This window comes from Notoacmeibacter marinus (assembly GCF_002238045.1).
Lineage (GTDB): Bacteria > Pseudomonadota > Alphaproteobacteria > Rhizobiales > Rhizobiaceae > Notoacmeibacter > Notoacmeibacter marinus.
This window is the reverse complement of the sequence record NZ_NBYO01000001.1, coordinates 1,662,934-1,687,343: the sequence shown is the minus strand read 5'-3', so window position 1 is coordinate 1,687,343 and position 24,410 is coordinate 1,662,934. Positions and strand designations below refer to the sequence as shown.

General features: G+C 61.7%; 22 protein-coding genes. 13 read left to right on the top strand and 9 right to left on the bottom strand.

What is annotated here, in order from left to right; all coding sequences use genetic code 11:
• Positions 1-56: 56 nt before the first annotated feature.
• Positions 57-2,336 (top strand): NADP-dependent malic enzyme, encoded by a 2,280-nt coding sequence (locus tag B7H23_RS08115; protein ID WP_094076759.1) that lies wholly within the window; start codon positions 57-59, stop codon positions 2,334-2,336.
• Between the two features lie 7 nt (positions 2,337-2,343).
• Here B7H23_RS08115 and B7H23_RS08110 read toward each other — a convergent pair whose 3' ends face one another.
• The 3 genes from B7H23_RS08110 to B7H23_RS08100 are packed head-to-tail and all read right to left on the bottom strand — an operon-like array spanning position 2,344 to position 6,085.
• Entirely contained in the window at positions 2,344-3,144 is an 801-nt protein-coding gene (locus tag B7H23_RS08110) for a crotonase/enoyl-CoA hydratase family protein (RefSeq protein WP_094076758.1), read from the bottom strand.
• Positions 3,145-5,289, bottom strand: a complete 2,145-nt coding sequence (locus B7H23_RS08105; RefSeq protein ID WP_094076757.1) for an acetate--CoA ligase family protein — start codon at positions 5,287-5,289, stop codon at positions 3,145-3,147. It abuts the gene before it with no gap.
• Positions 5,290-5,302: 13 nt separating this feature from the next.
• Positions 5,303-6,085 carry an enoyl-CoA hydratase/isomerase family protein gene (locus B7H23_RS08100; protein WP_094076967.1) on the bottom strand — a complete coding sequence of 261 codons (783 nt, stop codon included), beginning with the start codon at positions 6,083-6,085 and terminating at the stop codon, positions 5,303-5,305.
• 177 nt (positions 6,086-6,262) lie between these two features.
• Between B7H23_RS08100 and B7H23_RS08095 the strand changes: the two genes are divergently transcribed.
• The 6 genes from B7H23_RS08095 to B7H23_RS08070 all read left to right on the top strand — a co-directional run bounded on the left by B7H23_RS08095 (position 6,263) and on the right by B7H23_RS08070 (position 14,232).
• Positions 6,263-7,165, top strand: a complete 903-nt coding sequence (locus B7H23_RS08095; RefSeq protein ID WP_158215793.1) for a MurR/RpiR family transcriptional regulator — start codon at positions 6,263-6,265, stop codon at positions 7,163-7,165.
• Between the two features lie 32 nt (positions 7,166-7,197).
• The gene (locus B7H23_RS08090) at positions 7,198-8,166 is read left to right on the top strand and encodes a TAXI family TRAP transporter solute-binding subunit (protein WP_094076755.1); all 969 of its coding nucleotides are present in this window, start codon (positions 7,198-7,200) and stop codon (positions 8,164-8,166) included.
• Between the two features lie 114 nt (positions 8,167-8,280).
• A complete protein-coding gene (locus B7H23_RS08085) occupies positions 8,281-10,890 on the top strand; it encodes a TRAP transporter permease (protein WP_094076754.1) in 2,610 nt (869 codons plus the stop codon).
• Positions 10,887-11,318 (top strand): universal stress protein, encoded by a 432-nt coding sequence (locus tag B7H23_RS08080; protein ID WP_094076753.1) that lies wholly within the window; start codon positions 10,887-10,889, stop codon positions 11,316-11,318. The genes B7H23_RS08085 and B7H23_RS08080 overlap by 4 nt, the downstream gene beginning before the upstream one ends.
• A 386-nt stretch (positions 11,319-11,704) precedes the next feature.
• Complete coding sequence (locus B7H23_RS08075) at positions 11,705-12,880, top strand: FIST N-terminal domain-containing protein (protein ID WP_094076752.1); 1,176 nt, start codon at positions 11,705-11,707, stop codon at positions 12,878-12,880.
• Positions 12,877-14,232 carry an ATP-binding protein gene (locus B7H23_RS08070; RefSeq protein ID WP_094076751.1) on the top strand — a complete coding sequence of 452 codons (1,356 nt, stop codon included), beginning with the start codon at positions 12,877-12,879 and terminating at the stop codon, positions 14,230-14,232. Before B7H23_RS08075 ends, B7H23_RS08070 begins: the two co-directional genes overlap by 4 nt.
• 20 nt (positions 14,233-14,252) lie before the next feature.
• Here the strand turns inward: B7H23_RS08070 and B7H23_RS08065 are convergent, their stop codons facing one another.
• The 3 genes from B7H23_RS08065 to pedF all read right to left on the bottom strand — a co-directional run bounded on the left by B7H23_RS08065 (position 14,253) and on the right by pedF (position 16,642).
• Positions 14,253-14,954: a response regulator transcription factor gene (locus B7H23_RS08065; protein ID WP_420814468.1), complete on the bottom strand. Its 702-nt coding sequence runs from the start codon at positions 14,952-14,954 to the stop codon at positions 14,253-14,255.
• Between the two features lie 78 nt (positions 14,955-15,032).
• On the bottom strand, positions 15,033-15,932 hold the full coding sequence (locus B7H23_RS08060) for a substrate-binding periplasmic protein (RefSeq protein ID WP_206608869.1): 900 nt from the start codon (positions 15,930-15,932) through the stop codon (positions 15,033-15,035).
• On the bottom strand, positions 15,929-16,642 hold the full coding sequence (gene pedF, locus B7H23_RS08055; protein WP_173861888.1) for a cytochrome c-550 PedF: 714 nt from the start codon (positions 16,640-16,642) through the stop codon (positions 15,929-15,931). The genes B7H23_RS08060 and pedF overlap by 4 nt, the downstream gene beginning before the upstream one ends.
• Positions 16,643-16,804: 162 nt before the next feature.
• Here pedF and B7H23_RS08050 point away from each other — a divergent pair, with 162 nt between their 5' ends.
• Genes B7H23_RS08050 through B7H23_RS08025 form a run of 6 tightly spaced genes read left to right on the top strand, consistent with a single transcriptional unit; the run spans position 16,805 to position 21,737 of the window.
• Positions 16,805-18,007 (top strand): ABC transporter substrate-binding protein, encoded by a 1,203-nt coding sequence (locus B7H23_RS08050; protein WP_240535006.1) that lies wholly within the window; start codon positions 16,805-16,807, stop codon positions 18,005-18,007.
• 1 nt (position 18,008) lies between these two features.
• Entirely contained in the window at positions 18,009-18,983 is a 975-nt protein-coding gene (locus tag B7H23_RS08045; protein ID WP_094076748.1) for a YVTN family beta-propeller repeat protein, read from the top strand.
• Positions 18,984-19,003: 20 nt separating this feature from the next.
• Positions 19,004-19,525: a cupredoxin domain-containing protein gene (locus tag B7H23_RS08040; RefSeq protein ID WP_206608868.1), complete on the top strand. Its 522-nt coding sequence runs from the start codon at positions 19,004-19,006 to the stop codon at positions 19,523-19,525.
• 12 nt (positions 19,526-19,537) lie between these two features.
• On the top strand, positions 19,538-20,263 hold the full coding sequence (locus B7H23_RS08035; RefSeq protein ID WP_094076747.1) for an ABC transporter ATP-binding protein: 726 nt from the start codon (positions 19,538-19,540) through the stop codon (positions 20,261-20,263).
• 44 nt (positions 20,264-20,307) lie between these two features.
• Positions 20,308-21,081: an ABC transporter permease gene (locus B7H23_RS08030; RefSeq protein WP_094076963.1), complete on the top strand. Its 774-nt coding sequence runs from the start codon at positions 20,308-20,310 to the stop codon at positions 21,079-21,081.
• Between the two features lie 47 nt (positions 21,082-21,128).
• Positions 21,129-21,737 (top strand): tetratricopeptide repeat protein, encoded by a 609-nt coding sequence (locus B7H23_RS08025; RefSeq protein WP_206608867.1) that lies wholly within the window; start codon positions 21,129-21,131, stop codon positions 21,735-21,737.
• Here the strand turns inward: B7H23_RS08025 and B7H23_RS08020 are convergent.
• The 3 genes from B7H23_RS08020 to B7H23_RS08010 are packed head-to-tail and all read right to left on the bottom strand — an operon-like array spanning position 21,734 to position 24,079.
• The gene (locus B7H23_RS08020) at positions 21,734-22,360 is read right to left on the bottom strand and encodes an ABC transporter ATP-binding protein (protein ID WP_094076961.1); all 627 of its coding nucleotides are present in this window, start codon (positions 22,358-22,360) and stop codon (positions 21,734-21,736) included. The genes B7H23_RS08025 and B7H23_RS08020 overlap by 4 nt on opposite strands.
• On the bottom strand, positions 22,357-23,127 hold the full coding sequence (locus B7H23_RS08015) for an ABC transporter permease (RefSeq protein ID WP_094076746.1): 771 nt from the start codon (positions 23,125-23,127) through the stop codon (positions 22,357-22,359). The genes B7H23_RS08020 and B7H23_RS08015 overlap by 4 nt, the downstream gene beginning before the upstream one ends.
• Positions 23,108-24,079 carry an ABC transporter substrate-binding protein gene (locus tag B7H23_RS08010; protein WP_094076960.1) on the bottom strand — a complete coding sequence of 324 codons (972 nt, stop codon included), beginning with the start codon at positions 24,077-24,079 and terminating at the stop codon, positions 23,108-23,110. The genes B7H23_RS08015 and B7H23_RS08010 overlap by 20 nt, the downstream gene beginning before the upstream one ends.
• Positions 24,080-24,410: the final 331 nt, after the last annotated feature.

Below are 24,410 nucleotides of genomic sequence, written 5' to 3'. Positions count from 1 at the left end.
ACAATCGCTGATCGAAACGGCCCGATCTACCGGTCGGGCGCTGGGTGGGAGTTTTCATGTCCGTCGACGATGCAAAGAGAGGGGCCGAGCGCAAGGCGGCACTGGATTATCACGAGTTCCCAAGGGCGGGAAAACTCGAAATCCGGCCCACCAAGCCGATGGCGACCAATCGCGATCTGGCGCGCGCCTATTCGCCCGGCGTCGCCGATGCCTGCATGGCCATCGCCGAGGACGCCAGCGCGGCCACACGCTTCACGGCCAAACGCAATCTCGTCGCTGTCATCACCAATGGCACGGCAGTTCTTGGCCTCGGCAATATCGGCGCGCAGGCCTCCAAACCGGTGATGGAGGGCAAGGCGGTCCTCTTCAAGAAATTCGCCGGAATCGACTGTTTCGACATCGAGGTCGACGAAGCGGACCCCGAAAGGCTCGCCGATCTGGTCTGCCGCCTGGAACCCACTTTCGGCGCGATCAATCTGGAAGACATCAAGGCGCCGGAATGTTTCGCGGTGGAGCGCATCTGCCGCTCGCGCATGGGCATTCCCGTCTTTCACGACGACCAGCACGGAACGGCGATCGTGGTTGCCGCGGCGGCGCGCAATGCGCTGCACCTTGCCGGCAAGCGACCCGAGGACATTCGCATCGTGGCGATGGGCGCCGGCGCGGCGGGCGTTGCCTGCCTGACGATGCTGCACAAGCTCGGCGTGCCGAAGGAGGCGATCACCGTCTTCGACAAGGATGGCGTTCTGCATCCCGGCCGGACCGATCTTTGCCCGGAACAGATGGCTTTTGCCCATGCGCCGAAGGACACTGTCCTCGGCGATGCGCTGGACGGCGCGGACATGTTTCTCGGCCTGTCCGGTCCCGGCCTTCTGCCGGCGGCGGCGGTCTCGCGCATGGCGGACAAGCCGATCATCTTCGCGCTCGCCAATCCGGTGCCGGAAATCATGCCCGAGGAGGCGCGGGCCGCCTCCCCCGGCGCGATGATCGCGACCGGCCGCTCCGATTTTCCGAACCAGGTCAACAATGTCCTGTGCTTCCCCTTCATCTTCCGGGGTGCGCTGGATGTCGAGGCCAGCCAGATCAACGATGAAATGAAACTGGCCTGCGTCGAGGCGATCGCCTCTCTGGCGCGCAAGACGACCACGGCGGAGGTCGGCCGCGCCTATGAGGGGGAACGCCTGTCCTTCGGGCCGGATTACCTGATTCCCAAACCGTTCGATCCGCGGCTGCTGCCGACCATCGCGCTGGCCGTGGCGAAGGCGGCGATGGATTCGGGCGTCGCGCGCCGTACCATCGATCTGGACGACTATCGCCGCAAACTGGAAGCCCAGGTCTTCCGTTCGTCGATGATCATGCGCGGCGTCTTCGACGCGGCGCGGCAGTCGCACCGGCGGATCGTGTTTGCCGAGGGCGAGGATGTGCGCGTTCTCCACGCAGCACAGGCCATGCTGGCCGATCGTTCGGACAAGCCCGTCCTCGTTGGGCGCCCCGACGTCATCCGCGCCCGCATCGAGCGCGAGGGCCTGACGCTCGTGGTCGATCAGGATGTCGATATCGTCAATCCCGAGAATGACGAGCGCTACCGCGATTACTGGCAGACCTATCACGAGGCGATGAAGCGGCGCGGGGTGACGCCTGACCTCGCAAAGGCCGTGCTGCGCACCAACACCACCGCCATTGCGGCCGTCATGGTCCGCCTCGGCGACGCCGACAGCATGATCTGCGGCACGTTCGGCCAGTATCTGTGGCATCTGAACTATGTGCGGCAGATGCTGGAGACCGACGATCTGTCGCCCGCCGGCGCCTTGTCGCTCGTGATCCTGGACGACGGGCCGCTGTTCGTCGCCGACACGCATGTCAATATCGAACAGACCGAAGAAACACTGGCCTGGACGGTGATCGCGGCGGCGCGCCATGTCCGCCGTTTCGGCATCGATCCGAAGATCGCGCTCTGTTCCGGTTCGCAATTCGGCAATCTAGACAGCCGGACGGGACGGCTGATGCGCGGCGCGCTCAAGACCCTCGACCGCACCGAATGCGACTTCGAGTATGAGGGCGAGATGAACACCGATGTCGCGCTCAATCCCGAACTGCGGGAGCGCCTGCTGCCGGGCAACCGGCTGACGGGCAAGGCCAATGTGCTGATCTATGGCAGCACGGACGCCGCCGGCGCGGCGCGCAATCTGCTCAAGACGGCGGCCGGCGGCCTCGAAGTCGGCCCGATCCTGATGGGCATGGGCAACCGCGCCCATATCGTGACGCCGGAGGTGACGTCACGCGGCCTGCTCAACATCGCCGCGCTCGCTGGCGCCGACGTGTCCAGCTACGGATAAAGCGCCATCACTGGCCGGAGAAGCTGGCGTCTCGCTTTTCCAGAAGTGCGTCGACCGCTTCGGCGTGATCGTCGGTCTGGTGGCAGGCCCCCTGATAGATGGCCGACAGTTCGAGAATATCGTCGAGGCGTGCGGTCATTGCCTGGCGCAGCAGGCGCTTGCTGAGGCGAAGCTGACGCGGCGGATTGTAGGCGATCCGCTCTGCCAGGGCGTACGCCTTTTCCATCAGTTCGTCCGGTTCGACCACCGAGGATACAAGCCCCCATTCCAGCGCGGTCTGCGCGTCGATCGGCTCGCCGGTGAACAGCATTTCGGCGGCGCGCGACAGGCCGATCTGGCGCGGCCAGACCCAGGCGCCGCCGTCACCGGAAATGATGCCGACGCGCACGAAGTTTTCGGCGAAGACGGCCGTCGTCGATGCGATGCGGATGTCGCAGAAGGCGGTCAGGTCGCAGCCGGCCCCGAAAGCCGGCCCGTTCACCGCCGCGATGATCGGCACCTCGCAGTTCCAGACGGTTCGGACCATGCGCTGGATGCCGGACCTGTAGCCGTCGCGCACGTCCAGCGTCGTGCCGCCGAAAATGGACGTCTTGTCCTTCATGTGACGCAGATTGCCGCCCGACGAGAACGCCTTGCCGGCGCCGGTCAGAACGATGCAGCGGACGGATTGATCGGCCTCGGCCCTTTCGAAGCCTTCAGCGACCGCGTCCATCATGTCCCGATCGGTAATCACATTGCGGGTTTCGGGCGCGTTCAGGGTCAGCGTGACGACGTGACCGGCCTGTTGGTAAAGCAGTTTCTCGGACATTCAGTGGCCTTTCGCTTTCAGGATCATCCGGGCATCGACGACATCGTAGCCGTCATGGCGAAGAATGACGGGGTTGAGATCGATTTCCACGATGTCCGGGTGGCAAAGCGCCAGTCGGGAGACACGGATGATCAGATCGATCAACGCCGTTCGGTCGACCGGCAACTGGCCGCGCGCGCCGTCCAGCATCGTCGAACCCTGAATATCGTCGATCATCTCGCCGGCATCCGCCCGGCTCATGGGCAGCGACCGGAAAGCGACATCCTTCAGGATTTCGACGAAAATGCCTCCAAGGCCGAACATCATGACCGGCCCGAACATCGGATCGTGAACGACGCCGATAATGACCTCCACGCCGGGTTGCGCCATCGGAGACAGGAGGACGCCATGCACGTCGGCGTCGCCATCATAGGCCTTCGCACTGGCGACGATCGACCCGTAGGCGTCGGACAGCGCCTGCTCGCCATGCACATTCAGCCTGACGCCGCCGGCATCCGACTTGTGGAGGATGTCACGGCTGACGATTTTCATTGCCAGGGGCCGGTCTCCCAGCTCCCGCGCCGCCTCGTGCAGATCGCTCCGGCTGCGCGCCAGAAACTGCGGCGGCGTCCCGATGCCATAGGCCGAGAGCAGATCCCTGGCCTCATGCTCGTAAAAGGCGTCCCGCCCATCGGCCAGAACCGCGGCCAGAATGTCCGATCCTTCGCGCTCGGGCTCGCCGGGCTCCAGCAGGGGGAAGGAGGCATTGCGATCCCGCGCCCTGGCATAGAAGATCAGTTCGGACACGCATCGCACGGCCGGTTCCGGCCAGACGAAGACGGGCACGCCAAGGTCCTTGAGAACCTCGATCGGTTCGGTTCGCAACGCGGCATAGACGCTCTGGACCAGCAGCGGCTTGCCGTGCCGCGCCGCGATGTCCGCAAGGCGGCGCGAGGTCGCCATCTCGTTCTGAAGAAGGGCTGGATTGAAGCGCGCGGCGAAGCCGCCATACATGCCGATCAGCATCAGAAGATCGACGCTGTCGTCCCCCAGCAGAATGTCCGCGCAGAGCGCGGCGACCGAAGGGTCGTCATCCGTCCCGCCCGCCACATCGACCGGATTGACGCAGGACGCCGCCGCCGGCAGCACATCGCGCAATCGCCGAACGGTTTGCTCCGACAATCGCGCAAGTTCGACGCCGGCATCGACCAGCGCATCCACCGTCACCGTGGCATGGCCCCCGCCATCCGCCAGAATCGCGACCTTGCCGCCTTTGGGGACCGGCAGTTTCGAAAGGCCTTCGGCCACGGAAAGAAGCTTGTCGGACTGTTCGACGACCGTCGCGCCGGCCTGCCTCAGAAGATCGCGCGACAGGGTGAAGCTGGAAGCAAGCGATCCGGTATGGGAGCTGGCGGCGACCTGCCCCGCTTCTGTGCGGCCCGACTTGTAGACGATCACGGGCTTCGTCTGCGTCACGTCCCGACAGGTATCGAGAAAGGCGCGGCCGTCCCTGAAGCCTTCGACATAGAACACCGCGGATCGGGTGTCGTCGTCCTGTCCGAAATAGCGGAGATATTCGGCCAGGCTGACATCGAGCTGGTTGCCGACCCCGACATAGGAGGAAAAGCCGACGCCACCCCGGCGTTTCGCTTCGGTCACCAGACCGAGCATCATGTTGCCCGACTGGCTACAGATGCCGATATTGCCGGGGACGGCGTCCTGCACGCCGACCATGTTCATCCTGTTGTGGAGGTTGAACACGCCGTTGGTGTTGGGTCCGACGAGGCGGACATTATGCGCCCGCGCCGCCTCCAGCGTTTCCGCCGCGATCCGCTCGCCCTGCGGGCCAATCTCGGAGAAACCGGCCGCCAGGACGACCGCGCCCGGTATCTTCTTCTTTCCGCATTGCGCCAGAACCGATGGCAGCGTTCCGACGGGCGTGCAGATCAGGGCGACATCGATCTGCGCGGTCACATCCAGAACGGACGGGTAGGCCTTGAGGCCCAGTATCTCATCCGCCTTCGGATGGATCGGGAAGATCGCCCCGTCATATCCGTCGGCCTGCAGCTTGCGGGTCGCCTGGTTGCCGCGCTTGGCGGGATCGCCAGATGCGCCGACAATCGCGATCGAGCGCGCCTTGAAGATGCGGTCAAGTGCTTCGCTCATGCCCGTGTTTCCCTCAACGACCCTTGAAGACCGGCGCCCGCTTCTCGGCGAAAGCCTCGACGCCCTCCCGCCAGTCCTCGGTCAGCATGCAGGTGCGAAGCGCCGAAAGCTCCGCGGTCAGCCGCGAATCGAAATCCTGCTGAGCATCGTTGAGAAGCCGCTTGGCGAACTTCATCGAATAGGGCGCCTTCGCACCGATCATCGCCGCGAACGCCGCGACGCCCGCCTCGAAGGCCTCGTCCGGGAAGGATCGGGTGGCAAGGCCGATGCGGGCGGCTTCCGCCCCATTGATCCGCTCGCCGCTGAAGATCAGGTAGCGGGCCTTGGAGAGGCCGACCAGTCGGGGCATGATTTCAGTCACGCCGCCGCCCAGATGCGTTCCGATGGAGATTTCCGGAAATCCGATCTGGGCGGATTCCTTCATTAGAATGAAATCGGCCGAGCAGGTGATTTCCGCCCCGGCGCCGAGCGCATAGCCGTTCACGGCCGCGATGACAGGCTTGTCCAGCTCGCGGATGGTCCGGCATATATCGTTGCCGAGTTGCAGATATTGCAGCTTTTCCAGTTCGGTGCGGGAACCGGACTTGTGCTCCTTGAGGTCGGCGCCGACACAAAAGGCGCGCCCCTCTCCAGTCAGAACGATGACGGCGATGGCGGGGTCCCGTTCGGCTTCCTTCAATGCCGTGATGGTCTCCGAATAGAGTTCGGAAACGACCGCGTTCAGCCGGTGAGGACGGTTGAACCGTATGGTCGCGACCTTGCCTGCCGTCTCATAGAAGATCGTCTCAAACGCCATGTCGTTCTCCACCGGGTGCCAAATGGTTTCGTCGGCTGGCGGGCCAGCGCGGCCTCACCGAAGGCGCGTCGGCACGGGGCCGATCCGCGCAGCGCCATATGTTCGATTGAAACAAATTCGTCAATGCTTGACAACGAATGAAACAAAGTGACTAATCCGCGCCAAGGGGAACGCGGGGTGAGCAGAAAGAGCCTTGTCTCAAGGGAGGTCTTCCTGGACGAACCATTCGAAGAGCGGCTTGCCGCTCGCTACAGTTCGCTCTCCGATACGCTGCAGAAGGCGGCCGATTTCCTGAAAGAAAATCCGGTGGATGTCGCGACACGCCCGCTACGCGCCGTCGCGCTCGGAAGCGGCGTGTCCGCCTCGGCCTATTCGCGGCTGGCAAAAGCGCTCGGCTATGAGAGTTTCGACGTTCTGCGCGAAGAGATGAGAAGCAAGATCGGGCAGCGCGTCAGCCATTTCGCCGATCGTGCCCAACGGCTTCAGCATGATCATGGCGAAGGCGAAGAAAGTTTTATCCGCGCCCATCTCACGGCCTGCCAGTCCAACCTCGCCCGCACCGCCCAGGATTTCGACGAGACGCTCCTCAACAGGACCGTGGAGATCCTTTTCCAGGCACGCAACGTCTATCTGGTCGGGGCGCTGGGTTCGACCGGTATCGTCGAATATCTGGCGTATATGGGCAGTTTCTGTGCCGGCAACTGGTTCATGCTGAACCGGATGGGGGCCTCGCTCGGCAGCGGGTTGGCCGACATCGGCAGAAGGGACGTGCTTCTGGTCGTGACGAAGCCGCCATTCGCGCCCGGCACGATCAAAGCCGTTGAACTTGCTGTGAAGCGGGGTTGTCAGGCGATCGTCATCACCGATAGCTTGGCATGTCCGGCCCTGAAACACGCAACGATCCGACTGGTGGTCCCAACTGAAAGCCCGCATTTCTTTTCCTCATACGTGCCGACCATGTTCCTGGCAGAAACGCTTATGAGCATGTTTGTCCGGCGAGCAGGATCTTCAGCCCGACGGCGCATCGCCGAAGTTGAAGAAAATAATCGCGACCTGTGCGAGCTGGTGGCGATTGAATGAGACAACCAACAAGCCAAAAAAGGGAGAAACCCATGTTTTCCAAGATCAAGTTCGGCCTAGCCGGCGCAGCGGTCGCTGCGATGATGGCGCCGGCCGCATATGCCGAGGAGTTCATCACGATCGGCACGGGCGGCGTGACGGGAGTCTACTATCCGACCGGCGGCGCGATCTGCCGGCTGGTCAACAAAGGCCGCCGCGACCATGGCGTACGCTGCTCCGTCGAATCCACCGGCGGCTCGGTCTACAACATCAACACCATTCGCGAAGGCGAACTGGAGTTTGGCGTGGCGCAGTCCGACTGGCAGTATCACGCCTATAACGGCACGTCCCGTTTCGAGGAGGAAGGTCCGTTCGAAGGCCTTCGCGCGGTTTTCTCGGTGCACCCGGAGCCGTTTACGGTGGTGGCTCGCGCCGATAGCGGCATCAAGACCGTCGAAGACCTCAAGGGCAAGCGCGTCAATATCGGCAACCCCGGCTCCGGCCAGCGCGGCACGATGGAAGTTCTGATGGAGGCCCTCGGCTGGTCGACCGGCGACTTCGCACTGGCGACGGAACTGAAGGCCGCCGAGCAGTCCGCCGCGCTCTGCGACAACCAGATCGATGCGATGGTCTACACTGTCGGTCATCCGTCCGGCTCCATTCAGGAAGCCACCACGGCCTGCGATTCCGTGCTGGTCGAAATCTCCGGCGATGTCGTCGATGGCCTGGTGTCGGAGAATTCCTTCTACCGCACGGCCACCATTCCGGGCGGCATGTATCGCGGCAATGACGAGGATACGCAGACCTTCGGCGTCGGCGCCACCTTCGTGACCTCGGCGGACGTGTCCGACGATGTCGTCTATGCGCTGGTCAGCTCGGTCTTCGAGAATTTCGAAGACTTCAAGGGCCTGCACCCCGCCTTCGCCAACCTCAAGCCCGAGGAGATGGTCACGGCCGGTCTGTCCGCGCCGCTGCACCCCGGCGCTGAGCGCTACTATCGCGAGAAAGGCTGGCTCGAATAAGCCAACCCATTCGAAGACGTTCGGGGGGCGGCGCGCCGCCCCTCGGATACCTCCGCCCGTTCCGGCGGCGCGACCTGAAGCCAACACGAGCCGGGGACCGGCGCTGGAGGACCTATGTCAAACACCGAAAACCGCCGGTTGAGCGAAGAGGAACTGCAAGAACTTGTCGCCGCCAGTGACAGCGGCGCCCGCAAACCGAAAGGCGCGGTCGGACTTTTCATTGCAACAGTCGCTCTGGCCTGGTCGATCTTTCAGGTGCTTCTGGCGTCACCCGTCGCCCCCTACATCCTGCCCGGCGATCTGATCAACAATTCGCGGCAGATCCATCTGGCCTTTGCCATTTTCCTGGCCGCCATGGCCTACCCGCTCTTCAAGTTCAGTCCGCGCGACCGCATCCCCCTCTATGATTGGGCGTTGGGTATCGCCGGCGCGTTCCTCGCGCTCTATGGCTATTTCTTCTACGACAAGATCGTCCAGAACGGCGGTCTGGCAGATACGTCCGACGCCTATTTCGCGCTGGCCGGACTGATCCTTCTTTTCATCGCCTCCTACCGCGTTCTCGGGCCCATCATGGTCCTTCTGGCGGTCGTGTTTCTGGCCTACGTCTTTTTCGGCGCGTCCGACGTCGTGCCCGATCAGATCCGTTGGGCCGGCGCGTCGCTGCGCAAGGCCATGAGCCATATGTGGATCACGTCCGAAGGCGTGTTCGGCATCGCGCTGGGCGTCTCGACGAAATTCGTTTTCCTCTTCGTGCTGTTCGGCGCCCTTCTCGACAAGGCCGGCGCCGGCAACTACTTCATCAAGATGGCCTTCGGCGCGCTTGGCCATCTGCGCGGCGGGCCTGCCAAGGCTGCCGTCGTCGGATCGGCCGCGACGGGCCTGATCTCCGGCTCGTCCATTGCCAATGTGGTGACGACCGGCACCTTCACCATTCCTCTGATGAAGCGGGTCGGTTTCAGTGCCGAGAAGGCCGGTTCGGTCGAGGTCGCATCGTCGGTGAACGGCCAGATCATGCCGCCGGTCATGGGCGCCGCTGCCTTTCTGATGGTGGAATATGTGGGCATTTCCTACGTCGAAGTGATCACCCACGCCTTCCTGCCCGCCATCATCAGCTATATCGCGCTGGTCTATATCGTTCACCTCGAAGCGGTGAAGAACAACATGCCGACCATCGGCAACAAGGTGGTCAATCTCTTCAACACCATATTGGGCATGTTCGGCTTCTTCGCAGGCTTCGCCCTTCTGTGCTACGCCACGCAATATCCGGTGGGCTGGATCGTCTCAATGTTCCCCGAAGGCTCGGGACTGATCCTCTCGGTGTTGCTGGGGGCGGTATATATCGCGCTGGTCTATCTTGCCGCGCAGGCCCCCGACCTGGAACCGGACGATCCCAATGCCGAAGTGGTCGAACTGCCGGATGTGGCGAAGATCTACAAATCCGGCCTCTATTATCTGCTGCCGATCATCGTGCTGGTCTATTTCCTGATGATCGAACGCAAATCACCGGGCCTGTCGGCGTTCTGGGCCACCTTCCTGCTGTTCGGCATCCTGCTGACGCAGAAGACGCTCAAGGCCTTCTTCCGTGGCCAGAGCGACGCAATCGGCCGCCTGAAGGACGGCGTGGTCGATCTGGTCGAAGGCATGATCGACGGCGCCCGCAACATGATCGGCATCGGCCTGGCAACGGCAACCGCCGGCATCATCGTCGGCACGGTCTCGCTGACGGGCATCGGCCAGGTGATGGCCGATTTCGTCGAGTTCCTCTCGGGCGGCAATCTGATCCTCATGCTGATCTTCGTCGCCATCCTGTCGCTGATCCTCGGCATGGGCCTGCCGACCACGGCGAACTACATTGTCGTATCGTCGCTCATGGTTGCGGTTGTCGTCGAGCTGGGTGCGCAGTCCGGTCTCGTGGTGCCGCTGATCGCGGTGCATCTGTTCGTCTTCTATTTCGGGATCATGGCCGATGTGACGCCACCCGTGGGACTGGCCAGTTTCGCCGCGGCGGCCGTATCGGGAGGCGACGCGATCCGCACCGGCTTCACCGCCTTCTTCTACAGTCTGCGGACCGTGGCGCTGCCCTTCGTGTTCATCTTCAACACCGATCTCCTGTTGATCGACGTGACTTGGATGCAGGGCATCATCGTCTTCATCGTCGCGACCATCGGCATCTTGGTCTTTACCGCCGCGACGATGAACTGGTTCCTCACCAGGAACCAGATCTGGGAAACCGTGGCATTGTTGCTGATCGCCTTCGCTCTGTTCCGGCCGGGCTTCTTCATGGACCGGATTCAACCGCCATTCGAAAACATTCCGCCCGCCGCGTTTGCTGAAGCATTGGGCGAAGCCCGGCCCGGCAGCCAGTTGCGGACGGTGATTTCCGGTCCCGACTTCGACACGCTCGAGGTCAAGGACGTAACCGTTCCCGTGACCGTGCCAGACGCTGAAGGCGCCGATGCGCGTCTCGAAGCGCTGGGATTCATCATCGTTCCCGAGGACGATGTTCAGCGATTGGACGAGCCGATGTTCGGCACGGAACTCGGTGAGGCCCTGAGCGGGTTCGATTTCTACGCCGACGAGCCCGTTCAGATCGCCAGCGTGAAGGCGAGCGCCGATCAGTGGCCAAAAGAACTGATCTTCATCCCCGCCCTGCTTCTGCTGGGTCTCATCGCCTGGTTGCAATCGCGCCGCGCAACACCTGTCCTCGAAGGAGCAACGGCATGACCAAAACAGTATTGTGTGCCGTCGACATAAACCGCCCCAAGGAAGAACGGCACGTTCTGGAAGCGGCCAGGAGGATGGCCGAACTGGACGATGCGCAGCTCGACGTGATCACTGTCGTTCCGGATTTCGGGGCCACCATTGTCGGCGCCTATTTCGAGGATCATCATATCAAGACGGCCAAGGACGGGGCGGCGGAGCTGCTGGAAAAATTCGCGGGCGACGTGCTGGGCGACGAAGCCAATCAAGACGTCAGGCACATCGTCGCCGTGGGCAGCGCCTATGAAGAGGTGCTGAAGGCCGCCAAACTGTCGCATGCGGACTTGATCGTGATCGGCGCCCACCGCCCGGACTTCAAGGACTACCTGCTCGGGCCCAATGCGGCGCGCGTGGTGCGGCATTCGGCCTGCTCTGTCCTGGTCGTGCGGTAGTCCCTGCCTTCGTGGGGCGAGGTGCCCTGCGGCCGGTTGCGCGGTAAAATATCGGTACGGCAAGTCCGAACGAAGGCACGTACTTGGGCAGAGCCCACATAGGTGCGGCGCGTCGGCAGGATGGGCTAGTGCAGAACAGTTAGCCGCCATATGCAATATCACGGCACGGGCGGTTCTTCCGATGAGCTACGTTGACCGCATCATCGCCATGCCGCCCTTCCCTCGTTCTGTCAGCTTGCACCGACCGGAATGGCGGACCATTCTTCCGGCTCTGTAGATGTTTGGCGAAGAAGCGGATGTATAGTGTACTTTAGCACACTCGCCTGCGCCCGGTGGCGGGACTAGCATGACTGTCGAGGGCGTCCTGACGTCTTTGGGAGGAATGGATGAAGGTTCTGACGGTCCAATACGGATGCGGCGCAATGTGTCTCTTTACGGCTGAGGATGCGGTGGACGAGCTCGAAGAAGCGCTCTCCGAAGCTGCATCGAACGCGACGTTCGCATTGATCTATTTCTCGAAATCGCGGGTGGACTCCGAAACGATCATCGCGCTGATGGCGCGATCGGTGCCCGATCTGCCTTACGCGGCCTGTTCGACCGCGGGCGAGCTGACGCCGAACGGCGCCGCGGAGGGCCAGATCATGATCATTCTTCTGCCCAAGGACCATTTCAACGTAGCGGCTGCCCCGATGCGGATCGACCGAACACGGCGGCTGGATGAAGCGGCGGCGGATGTCGCAACTTTCCGCTGCCTATTTCAGGCCGAACACGAAGAGTCCGAATCCAGCCGAAATTTCGCCATGTGCATTACGGATGGCCTTTCCTTCGATGAGGAAGCGGTCGCCGCCGCGCTTCATTGGGGACTTGACGATCTGCCGCTCCTCGGCGGATCGGCGGGGGACGGGCTGGATTTCAACAGCACCTGCCTGATCCTCAACGGCGAAATTCTGACCGACGGCACGATCCTGCTATTGGTCAACTGCGACCTTCCGTTGCAGATCTTCAAGACCGAGAACTTCGAACCCACCCCGCAAAAGCTGGTCGTCACGCGCTCCGATCCGGAGCGGAGGATCGTTTATGAGTTCAATGCGGCCGATGCGGCCCATGTCTATGCCGATGTGGTCGGTGTCGATCCGCAATCGCTCTCACCCATGACATTCGCTTCGCACCCGCTGGTGCTGCGGATCGGCAACGAAATGTATTGCCGGTCTATCCAGAAGGTGAACGAGGACGGCTCGCTTTCCTTTTTCTGCGCCATTGATGACGGTATCGTCCTGACGGTGGCCGAGCCGACGGGAATGGCCAGAAGTACGGCCGATGTTCTTGCCAGCGTACGCGAGACGATCGGCGAGATCGACTTCGTGTTGGGTTTCGACTGCGTTCTGCGGCGTATCGATGCCCGCAACCGCCAGGTGACCCACAAGATCTCCCAGCTCTATGCGGAAAACCGGGTTATCGGCTTCAACACCTATGGCGAACAGTATCGCTCCATGCATCTGAATCAGACACTTGCAGGCGTGGCGTTCGGCATTCCCGTGGCGACGAAAGAAGCGGCAGAATGAGAATGGAAGAGATCACGGACGTCGCGCGGCTTCAGCGGATCAACAAGGTGCTGATGGACCGGGTGGAAAGCGACATCAATCATCACGGCAACTCGTTTTCACTGTTCCAGACAGCCCTCAATCTCGAAGGTCAGGTGAAACGGCGAACCGCCGAATTGTCGTCCACCCTTACGCGTCTGGAAAAAATCAATCAGGAACTCGCCGCCGCCAAGGAGGAAGCAGAGGAGGCGAACCAGTCCAAGACGCGTTTTCTCGCAGCTGCCAGCCACGATCTGATGCAACCGTTGAATGCTGCCCTGCTCTCGCTTTCCCTGCTGGAAGACCAGCAGCGGACAGATGAGGGACAGCGCCTGGTCGAACAGATGCACCGGTCGCTCACATCGATCGAGGAACTGCTACGCACGCTTCTGGAGATCTCGAAATTCGATGCTGGTGCAGTAAAGACGCGGATTTCCGAAGTTTCGCTCGATCAGATGATCGGATCGCTGGAAGAGAGCTTTCGGCCCTTTGCCGACCTGAAACGGCTGAAATTCCGGGTCGTTTCGCGGGCCCTGACGGTTCGAACCGACAAGACGATGATCCGACGAATCCTTCAAAATCTGATTTCCAATGCCCTGCGCTACACGATATCCGGCGGCGTTCTGGTGGGCGTGCGGGAGCGGGCCGAAGGCATTGTCATCGACGTCTACGATACGGGCTGCGGGATCGCGGCAGGCGATATCGAGAGCATTTTCGAGGAGTTCCATCGCGGCAACAATCCGGACAATACCGAAGCCGGCCTTGGGCTCGGCCTGTCGATCGTCCGGCGGATGGTCGATGCGCTCGGCTATGAGCTTACCGTCTCTTCCAGACCCGGCAAGGGAACGCGCTTTCGCCTTGCACTGCCGCAGCAGGCCAGCCGCCGCGTCTCCCCACCGGAAAAATGCATGCCGGAAGTTCCAGAGGGGAAAGCGCCGCTGGCCGGACAGGTGGTGCTTCTGATCGAAAACGATCCGGCCGTCGCCCGCGCCATGACGTCGCTTATGCGTTCCTGGAGCCTGAAGGTCTCCACGGTGACAGGTCTCGATGAAACCATGCGGCTCGTGCTCGACAAGAAAGTGGTTCCCGATCTCATCATTGCCGACCAGCATTTGGACAATGACGAACTGGGCACCTCGGCCGTGGCGGCCATTCGCGCCTTCAGCAAACAGCGCATTCCCGCAATTATCGTCTCCGCCGACCCGTGCACGGAACTGGAGGTTATCGTCGGCCAGATGAAGATGGAAATGCTGCCGAAGCCCGTTAAACCGGCCCAATTGCGGGCCCTGATGAGCCATCTCCTGAACCGCAGCAGGTTCGACCGGGCGAGTTGAGAGCCACTGGCCTGTGGCTGTCAGTCAGACGTCATGAAACGGTTGATGTCCCTGTCTTCTAATTTGTTGAGTTCGACCACCACTTGGGTACGGCTATAGACGTTCAGCTTGCGCAGAACGGCGGAAACATGCGCCTTGACGGTCGTTTCACCGACACCCAGCTCATAGGCGATCTGCTTGTTCAGAAGGCCGGCACGCACCATGCGCGTCACCCGTAATTGTTGCGGCGTCAACGACGCCAGCTTCTCCAGAATTTCCAGCCGGTCCTGCTCCGGATCGCCCGTTTCGTCCGGTACCGAATAGTCTTCGGGAAGATAAATGTTGCCCTGAATGACGGATTCGATGGCGTGCGTCAGTGTAGAGCGCGGCGTCGACTTCGGCACGAAGCCCGATGCGCCCTGCGCCATCACGTCACGGATGATATGCGGGTCTTCATGGCCGGAAACGACCACGATGGGCATGCGCGGATGCTGATTGCGCAGTTCCAGCAGCCCGAAATAGCCCTCGGTATCGGGGATGGCGAGATCGAGTAGGGCGAGATCGAAATTGGCGTTCTCGTTCAAGGCCCTATTGGCCTCGGCAAGCGATGCGGCGTCGACGATCTCCGATTTCGGGTAAGCCGCGCGAATGGCGGCCTGAAGCGCCTCGCGGAACATCGGGTGATCGTCGATGACGAGGAAACGTATCTTCGACGTCTCGATCACCTCCATTGCGGACAACAAAGGTGCGTCTTTCGAAATGATTTCATCTGGTCCTCCTCCCTGCCACGAAATGCGTCGTCGCCAGCCGCTTTGCTCCTCTCACCATTCCGGCGCGTTGTACTCTACGCGATATTGGCCAAAAATCTTGGCCATTCTACCGTCTTCCACCGCCGCGCGTATGGCGTCATCGACAGCGTATCCCAGCGGTCGCCAACTGTGACGCACCGCAACGCCAAGGGTCCATTTTCCCCGTGACAGACCGACCAGGGGCGGCTGGTGGACGGCGACCTGCGCATCTTTGCCGAATTGAAGCTGCGTTAGCGGCCCCATGACAGCCTTAACCTCGCCCTCGCGCAGAGCGGCCATCGCGTCCTCGGTCGAATCATAGCGGGTCATGTTCGGTATGATCTGGCCGTTCGCTATGCCGCTGAGATAGAAATCAGCCAGTGAATCGTTCTCCACACCAACCGAATCGTACCGGAAATAGGGCGGTGTCGGACCACCGTCCGGGTAGTCGGCCTTGCGATAGGCGATCGCGATCGTCTCCTGAAAATAGTGACCGGTCAGAACCACCAGTTCATTCCGGCACTGCAATTCGCGATCATAAGGGATGTGCAGCATGACATTGGAAACGCGCCCGCTGACGAGCGGCCCTTTCCAGACATTGTTGCGCAGATCCGCATCGACATTCTCGCCCGCGCCGACGATATTGAACCGCGCTTCGACGCCGAGCGTCTCAGCGATCAGGCGACCGAGGTCGATATCGATCCCGACAGCCTTGCCGTCTTTCTTGAAAACGAAGGGCGGAAATTCGTCGTAGACGGCGAAGAGTATCCAGCCGCGCTCTACGATCTCATCGAGGCTTTGGCCGACAATATCGCGGGAGGCGTTTTGCGGCGGGCGTGGCGCCTGGTCGCCGAACTTCACGTCACGGCAATTCTGTGCGCCGGCAACCGACGCCCAGACCATGAAGATCGCAAGAACCAGTCCGCGCATCATTGCGCTGCGGACAGCCCGATGGTCAGAATTTCCACTGTCTCGTCCAGATTCTTCTCCGAGCCATCGAGTGCGGCAGCGGCCCGCGAAGCAACCGAATCGGCGCGCGGTGCGCCGGAAGCCGTCCCCACCTCGGCGGCAATCGTCTTCAGTTCCTCACGATATTCGTCGAGCGCGGCGTTGGCGCCCTCACCCCCCTGACCGTTCATCGCCTGCAACTCACCAAGAATGTCGTGCAGCCTGTCGTCGTGATCGTCGAGTGCGCCATCGTCCGGGCGGGTCTCGATATAGGTACGAATCGCCCAGGCCGCTTCCTGACCCAGAAGATCGCCAAACGCCGGCATTTTGGTGATGCCGTTCTGGGTGTAGCCGTGGCGGAAGCGCTCCAGAAACCATTCGTCGCCGAATTCGTCGGCTTCGAGATAGCGCAGATCGGGGGCGAGCCCGCCGGAGATGGCTTCCAGCCCGTGGCAGCGCGCGCAGTTCTGATTGTAGCCGGATGCGCCGACCTTGACCGCCGCTGCCCAGTTTTCACCCTCCGGGTCGCGCCAGGGGTTTTCCAGCAGCCAGTCGCCCTCTTCAAGGGTGGGCAGGGCCGATGTATCGACCGCCTGAGGCGCGACATCACCATGCGCCCAGGCCATGGTGTTCATCGTCATCGCGGCGACAGAGGCACCTGTCACGATCACGGCCGTTAAAGTCTTGCGTTGCATCCGGCATCCTCCCATCCAGTTGCCGTAACGATATACCGGCAGGGTCGCCGTTTCGCATTCGTACTTAAGCACAACCGAACTTGTCTGGTACTTAAGAACAAGCGACCGGATACGCTGGCAGTGCCATGCTCGGTCCGTTGCAGCATTGGGAGGAGCGGCGACATGCGAAGAACAGGACGCGCTTTGCTGGCGGCCATGACGGGGCTGATGGCGCTGCTTGTTCTCGGCCATGGCGCATCGCGCGCCGAGGGCGAAATGTCCATCCTCGTCGGCTATCTGGAACGGCATGTGCCGCCGCCGCCGGTACTGTCCAATCTGGAAGAGACGCCCGACGATCTTGGACTCGCAGGCGCCCGCCTCGCCATAAAGGACAATGCGACGACAGGACGCTTTCTCAATCAATCCTGGACACTGTCTCCATCCATCGTCGCGCCGCAGAACGACTTCCTGCAGGCCGCGCGCGACCTGCTCGACCGGACGCCTTACCTTGTCGTCAAGGCGCCGCGCGAAGACCTGCTGGCGCTCGCCGATATGCCGGAAGCCCGGACGGCGATCCTCGTCAATGCCAGCCTGCCCGATAACGATCTCCGTGGCGAAGCATGTCGTCCCAACCTACTGCATACGATCCCCTCCCGCGCCATGCTGGCCGATGCGCTGGCGCAGTTCGCGACAAAGAAGCGCTGGACGGACTGGGTGTTGATCAGTTCAAAGAGCGAAGCCGACATGGCGCTCGCCGACAGTTTCGAGCGCGCTGCCGCCAAGTTCCGCCTGAAGCTGCGCGAGCGCCTGAGCTGGAGCTTCGAGGCCGACATGCGCCGCAACGCCGCAGCGGAAGTACCGCTCTTCCTTCAGGACGCGCCCGATCACGATATGCTCGTCATCGCGGACGAAGCGCACGATTACGGTCGCTACGTTCTCTATAATACATGGCTGCCGCGCCCGATCGGCGGTTCGGAAGGCGTGGTCCCGTCGGCATGGAGCGCCTCGGTCGAACAGCATGGCGCGGCGCAATTGCAGAGCCGGTTCGCCGATCTGACCGGCCGTGACATGCGCTCCGTCGATTATGCAGCCTGGGCGGCCATTCGAGCCGTCGGCGAAGCGGTGACGCGTTCCCAGTCTGCCGAGGGTGAAACTGTACGCGCATATATGCTGTCCGATGAATTCGAACTGGCCGGCTTCAAGGGCCGCCCGCTCACATTCCGCCGGTGGAACGGACAGTTGCGCCAACCGATACCGCTCACCCACCCCCGCGCCTTGGTGGCCATGGCGCCGCTGGAAGGTTTTCTGCACCGACGCAACGAGCTGGATACGCTCGGGCTGGACCAGGCCGAGTCCGGCTGCGATGCGTTCGAGAAGGAGCGATGAGATGCTCGGCAACATAACGAAAACGGTCCAACTTGCGGCCGTGCTTTTCGCCGGTCCCGCGTTTGCCGATGAGATATGGGTGTCGAACGAGAAGGACGACACGGTTTCCGTCATCGACATCGAAACGATGACGGTCAGCCGTACCATCGAGGTCGGCGAACGGCCACGCGGCATCACGTTTTCAAAGGATCATAAGGTTGTCTATGTCTGCGCGTCGGATAGCGATGCGGTGCAGGTGATCGATCCGCAAACGGGCGAGATTCTGCACGACCTGCCTTCAGGCGAAGACCCGGAACAGTTCGTGCTGCACCCTGACAATCGCCGCCTCTACATCGCCAATGAGGACGATGCGATCACGACGGTCGTGGATACGCAGACACGCCGCGTCATCGAACAGATCGATGTCGGCGTGGAGCCGGAGGGCATGGCTGTTTCGCCCGATGGTAAGATTGCCATCACCACGTCCGAAACGACAAACATGGCGCACTGGATCGACACGCAAACGGAGAAACTCTTCGCCAATACGCTGGTCGACCAGAGGCCCCGCCATGCCGAATTTACCCATGATGGCAGCGAACTCTGGGTTTCGGCGGAAATCGGCGGCACCATTACCGTGTTTGATGTCGCCACCCAAAGCGAGAAAACCAAAATCGGGTTCGAGGTGAAAGGCGTCCACCCCGACCGCGTCCAGCCGGTTGGCTTCGAGATGACGAAGGACGGTCGCTATGTCTTCGTCGCGCTCGGCCCGTCGAACCATATCGCCGTTGTCGATCAGAAGACCTACGAAGTGATCGATTATCTGCTGGTCGGCCGTCGGGTCTGGCACATGGCGTTCAATGGCGATGAGAGCCTTCTGTTCACGACGAACGGCGTGTCCGGAGACGTGACCGTGATCGATGTGGCGAAGATGGAACCGGTCAAGACGATCAAGGTCGGGCGCTTTCCCTGGGGCGCGGCCTTCCGCCCGACACCCTAGCCAATCTCAAGGAGGAACCCATGCATCTGACGCTGACCGCCATACTGGCCCTGACCCTGGTCTTCGGCTCCGCTCCGCTCGCTTTGGCCGACAATCATGCCGAAAGCGCCGCCGGTAGTGAAAGAAACGCCGCCGAACATGTCATGGACATTGAGGACAATGACGAGAGCGAAACCGGCTTCGGCGCAGCGGGTCTGCTGTCGCGCGGCAATAGGGAGGATCTGCCGACGCTGACGCTGAGCGCGGGTATGCCGCTGGCGGACAGCGGCGAATGGAAGTTGAAGTCCGGTCGTTACTACGAAATGGAGATCGAGGCCGATGGCAGTCAGGAATTGGCGCTGGTCGGTTCAGGCTTTTTCCGCGCCATCTGGATCGACGAGATTGTTATCGAAGGCATTGAGATTCGGCCCATGGCCATCGATTCACTGGAGTTCGATGAGGCCGGCACAGCGGAAATCTCCTTCATCGCCATCAAGCCGGGCGCTTATATGCTACAGGTGCCGGGGTCGAGCCTTCAGAAGATCGACATCACAATCGAATAGCGGTGTGAATCATTGAGCGACGGGCTTGTCGTCGAGAATGTCAGCTTTTCCTACGGCAGCAGACAGGCGCTGTCCGATGTCGGCTTCCATGTGGAACGCGGTCGGTTCTGCGCGCTTCTCGGCCCGAACGGGGCAGGAAAATCCACCCTGTTCGGCCTTTTGACGGGGCTTTTCACGACCCCTTCGGGAACGATCCGCATTGCAGGGCACGATATGCGCCGGACGCCGCGCTCGGCGCTTGCTGCGCTCGGCGTGGTGTTCCAGCAGCCGGCAGTTGACCTGCATCTGTCGGTCGAGCGAAACCTTCGATATTACGCCGCGCTGCATGGGATTGCCGGGCGCGAAGCGAACCAGCGTATCGCTGAGGCGCTCGAAAGGCTTGGCATGGCCGAACGCGCCGGCGAAAAGGTCAGCGCGCTGAATGGAGGGCACCGGCGGCGCATGGAGATCGCCCGTGCCCTGCTGCACGGTCCGGCGATCCTGCTGCTCGACGAACCGACCGTCGGTCTCGACGCCGCGACCCGGCAGAGTATCACGAACCATATTCATGCGCTTGCCACAGAGCAGGGTTTGACTGTCCTTTGGGCAACTCACCTCGTCGATGAAGTCCGTGATGACGACCGGCTGGTCGTGCTGCATCGCGGTGCGGTTCGCGCCGACGGTGAAGCAGGGGCCGTACGTGGCGAGCGAACCATTGGCGATGCCTTCCTATCGCTGACCGAAGGGCCCATGTCGTGACACCGCAGCGCGCCGGGATTTCTTTTCGCGAATTTGCGATCTGCATGATGGCGATCGTCAATCGCGAGGCGTTGCGCTTCGTTGGTCAGCGAAGTCGCTTTTTGTCGTCGCTCGTGCGCCCGATGGTCTGGCTAATCGTCTTTGCTGCCGGTTTCCGCGCTGCGCTCGGGCTTTCCATTCAGGAGCCCTACGACACCTACATCACCTATGAGACCTACATCGTACCGGGCCTGATCGGCATGGTGCAGCTTTTCAACGGCATGCAGTCGTCGCTCGGCCTCGTCTATGATCGCGAGATGGGGTCGATGCGCCTTCTCCTGACCAGCCCGATGCCACGCTGGTGGCTGCTTTTTTCGAAATTACTGGCCGGCACGGCGATCTCAATCGTTCAGGTCTATGCCTTTCTGGCCCTCGCAGCGCTGTTCGATATCCGTTTTTCACCGCTAGGCTATCTGGCGATTCTACCTGTTCTCGTGCTGTCCGGGCTGATGCTCGGTGCGCTTGGCTTGATGCTCTCGTCGACAATCGATCAGTTGGAGAACTTCGCCGGCATCATGAATTTCGTGATCTTCCCGATGTTCTTCCTGTCGACGGCGCTCTATCCCCTCTGGAAGATGGCCGAAGCCTCTCCCATTCTGCGCGACATCTGCGCGCTGAACCCGTTCAGCCACGCGGTAGAAGCCATTCGCTTCGCGCTGCACCTGGATATCAACTGGGCAAGCCTTGGCTGGACAGGCATGGCTTTCGCCGTTTTTTTCGCCATCAGCCTGATCGGCTACGATCCAGCCAAGGGGTCGATGGTACGAAAGGCCCGATAGGCGGTTTAGCCTCATGCCACTATAGTCGCAGGCAGGAGGAGAGGATCATGACGAATTTCCTGCCGGTTTGCACGGCGCTTGCCGCCGCCCTGGCTCTGTGCCCGCCCCTGGCCGCCGATGAAACGACGTCGGAAAGGGACATCTGGCAACTGGATGCCGGGACCGAAAATGCAGACGAATTCGGCACGCTGAACCCCGACGAGATGACCCTTAATCGCGCGATCGACAATGCGACACGCGGGAAGATCGACATGATGACCTGCGCTCAGGGTTACCTCATGACGAAGATGGGCAATCACGGTGATGCGCGGACGATTTTTCGCCGATGTGCGGAGGCTGGCTACACCGGCACGATGACCTGGATGTCCTATATGGAGGAAAACGGTTTCGGGCGTGACGGCATCGATCCGGAAGCCGCGGCGAGATGGAACCGGCAGGCTGCCGATCTGGGCGACCCTGTCGCGCAGCTCAATTACGGGCTCGACCTGCTGCGCGGGCGCGGCGTTGCGCCGGACCCCGAAGCGGGGCAGCGTTGGGTCGACCGGGCGGCAACCGCGGGCGACCGGTCGGCCATCGAATTGCAGAGGTCGGATTATGACTATCGGGCCGTCACGCCCGACGCCGATGAGAGTCGGTACGACAAGAACCTCTTCTAGACTATGCCTTTTGTCAGCGTCGCAGGCTGGCCCGAAAGGTGGAAAGTCTCAGCGCCCAGCGCACGGGCTTCCGCCAGGGCGTGAGTAACCAGGATCGCCGTGACCCCGCTATCTTCGATCAATCGGCGGGTCAGCGCCATGATCTCATCAGCCTTTTGCTCATCGAGCGATGCGAACGGTTCGTCCATCACCAAAAGCTCAGGGTTCGATACGAAGGCTCGCGCCAGGGAAAGCCGTCTTTGCTGGCCGAGCGACAATTGATGGGGGTAGTGCGCCTGCTTGTTTTCAAGCCCGACCGTTTGCATGACACGCTCGGCTTCTTCGGTGCCCGCGCCCGTGACGACCGTAAGATTGTCCAGCGCCGTCAGCCAAGGCAGCAATGTTGGCTCCTGGAAGACCGGTGAAATTCGCGCTGGCGCCCTCACCTCCCCTTCGAAATCATGGTCGAGACCGCTGACGATCCGTAATAGCGTCGATTTGCCGATCCCGGACGGCCCCGTGATCGCCACGGTCCTGCCTGACGCGACATCGAGTGCGATCGACCCAAGGACCGCGGTGTCGCCGAAGCGCTTTCCATCGATACGAATGTGCACGGCGCGATCACCGAATGCACTGTCGCTCATGCCGATCTCCACCGGTTCGCCGCGGTTTCGACCGGGCGCATGACGAAGGCTTCGACACACAGCATGACCAAGACGAAACTGATCGCATAAACCAGCACCATCTTCACGTCGAAAAGCTGGAAATACAGGTGGATCTTGAAGCCGACGCCATTGGATCGACCAAGCAGCTCCACCACCAGAACGATCTTCCAGATGAGCGCGATGCCGGATCGTGCGGCGGCGGCGATGTAGGGCGCCAGTTGGGGCAGAAGAATATGGCGTAGGCGTTTCCAGCGGCTCATGCGGTAGATCGAGGCTAGCGCATCGAACTGCGGATCGAGCGCACGGGCGCCTTCGCGCAGCATCACCGTGACCAGAGGGACTTTGTTGATCGTCACCGCCGCGATGGCTGCGGCCTCGGTGAGGCCGATCCAAAGATAGGCAAGAACGATTACCACGAGAGCCGGCAGGTTGAGAAGAACGATCAACACCGGATCGAGCAGACCGTCGACGGTACGGTCTCGCCCCATGAGAACGCCAACCGTGATGCCTATGGACATGGCGAGGACGAACGCCGCGAGCACCCGCATCAGCGTAATGCCGACATGATGAAGCAGCTCACCCCTGATCAACTCGCCGCCCATCGCCGTCAGAACAGGCAAAGGAGCAGGCAGCAGTGCCGGATCGCCCGCGACCGTGGCGGCGATCTGCCACGTGGCGATCAGCCCGAGGAGGGAAACGAAATAAAGCGACGACCGGCGCAGCCGGTCAGTTGCCGAAACTGACAAACACGCCCTCCGGCAGGCTGGTCGCTTCGCCCACCAGTTCGGCGCCGCCCAGTTCGCTCATCACCTCGAGAACCTTCGCGGCGGCTTGCCGGTCTACGGCTCCCGGCGCGGGAATGCCCGCGATGAACCCCTCTTTCAATGCCTCGAATTCCGCATCGGCCTTAGCCCGCATGAGAGGGCGTATGCGCTCCCACGCCGTGGGATCGTTCGCGAGCTTTTCCTTGGCGGCGCGCGATGCCGCCGCAAGCCCAGCCACCAGATCCGGTTTATCGCGAAGCATATCGCCCTTCACGACATAGCCCAGAAGCGGCATTTGCGGATCAAGGCCGAGCGCCTCGGCGGCTTCGGAAACGGAGACCAGCGAAGTCAGGCCTTTCGTCTTCATCTTGGCCGCAAAATGCCAGAAATTGATGCCGGCATCGACCTCCCCGGAGAGCGCAGCCTTCATGATCAGTGGCGGCGCGCCAAAGACCTGCTCCGTTTCGGCCAGAAGATCGAACCCGTATTTCTGCTGGGCATAGGCGCGCATGATGAGCCAACTCTTGTCGACCGGCCCGCCTGCGATACCGATTTTGGCGCCCTTCAAATCCGTCAGATCGTCGAAGCCCTTGTCCGGGTCGACGAGCAGATCGCCTACGGATCTGGAATAGGGAATGAAGACGTAATCCCTGCCGGCGGCCCGCTGGCGGGCAACCCAGATCCAGTCGGCGACGACGATGTCGGCTTCTCCGCCCTGAAATGCGATTCGGGTGGCCGGGTTGCCGGCCATTCCCGCCACCTCCAGCCTGAACCCGTTTTTCTCGTCGAGGCCGTAATGGCGGATCGTGTCAAGCTCCCAGTTCACCGTACCAGATTGCAGAACGGCAGCGCGAAGGGTTTCCGCCGCTTCGACCGCTGGCGATAGAAGGGTAAGGCTGGCCGCCGCAATGGCGACGAGACGCTTCAGCTTCATGATCATATCCTCCCTTGACCCGTCGCAGGCTGCGCACCGGATCGATCAACTCCCGCCCCATGAGAGTATAATCCCGCCGGAACCGGAAGCGGTACCTTAGTGCACACCTCAGCGAGAGCAGTCGCATCGGCATAGCAAGATGCTCGCTTTGCTTGGATCGTGCGCGGGGCAACTGGGGTCTGCACCTTGGTACAATAGCCGTCCGGCGCAATTCGACTTAGCGTTGGGGAAGAATACGGTACGCTCCGTTTTCAAGGGTGCCTCCGGGGAGGACCACGCACCCGTCGAGATGCACTTCAACCTGGGAGGAACCTGATGAAGAAGAGCTTCA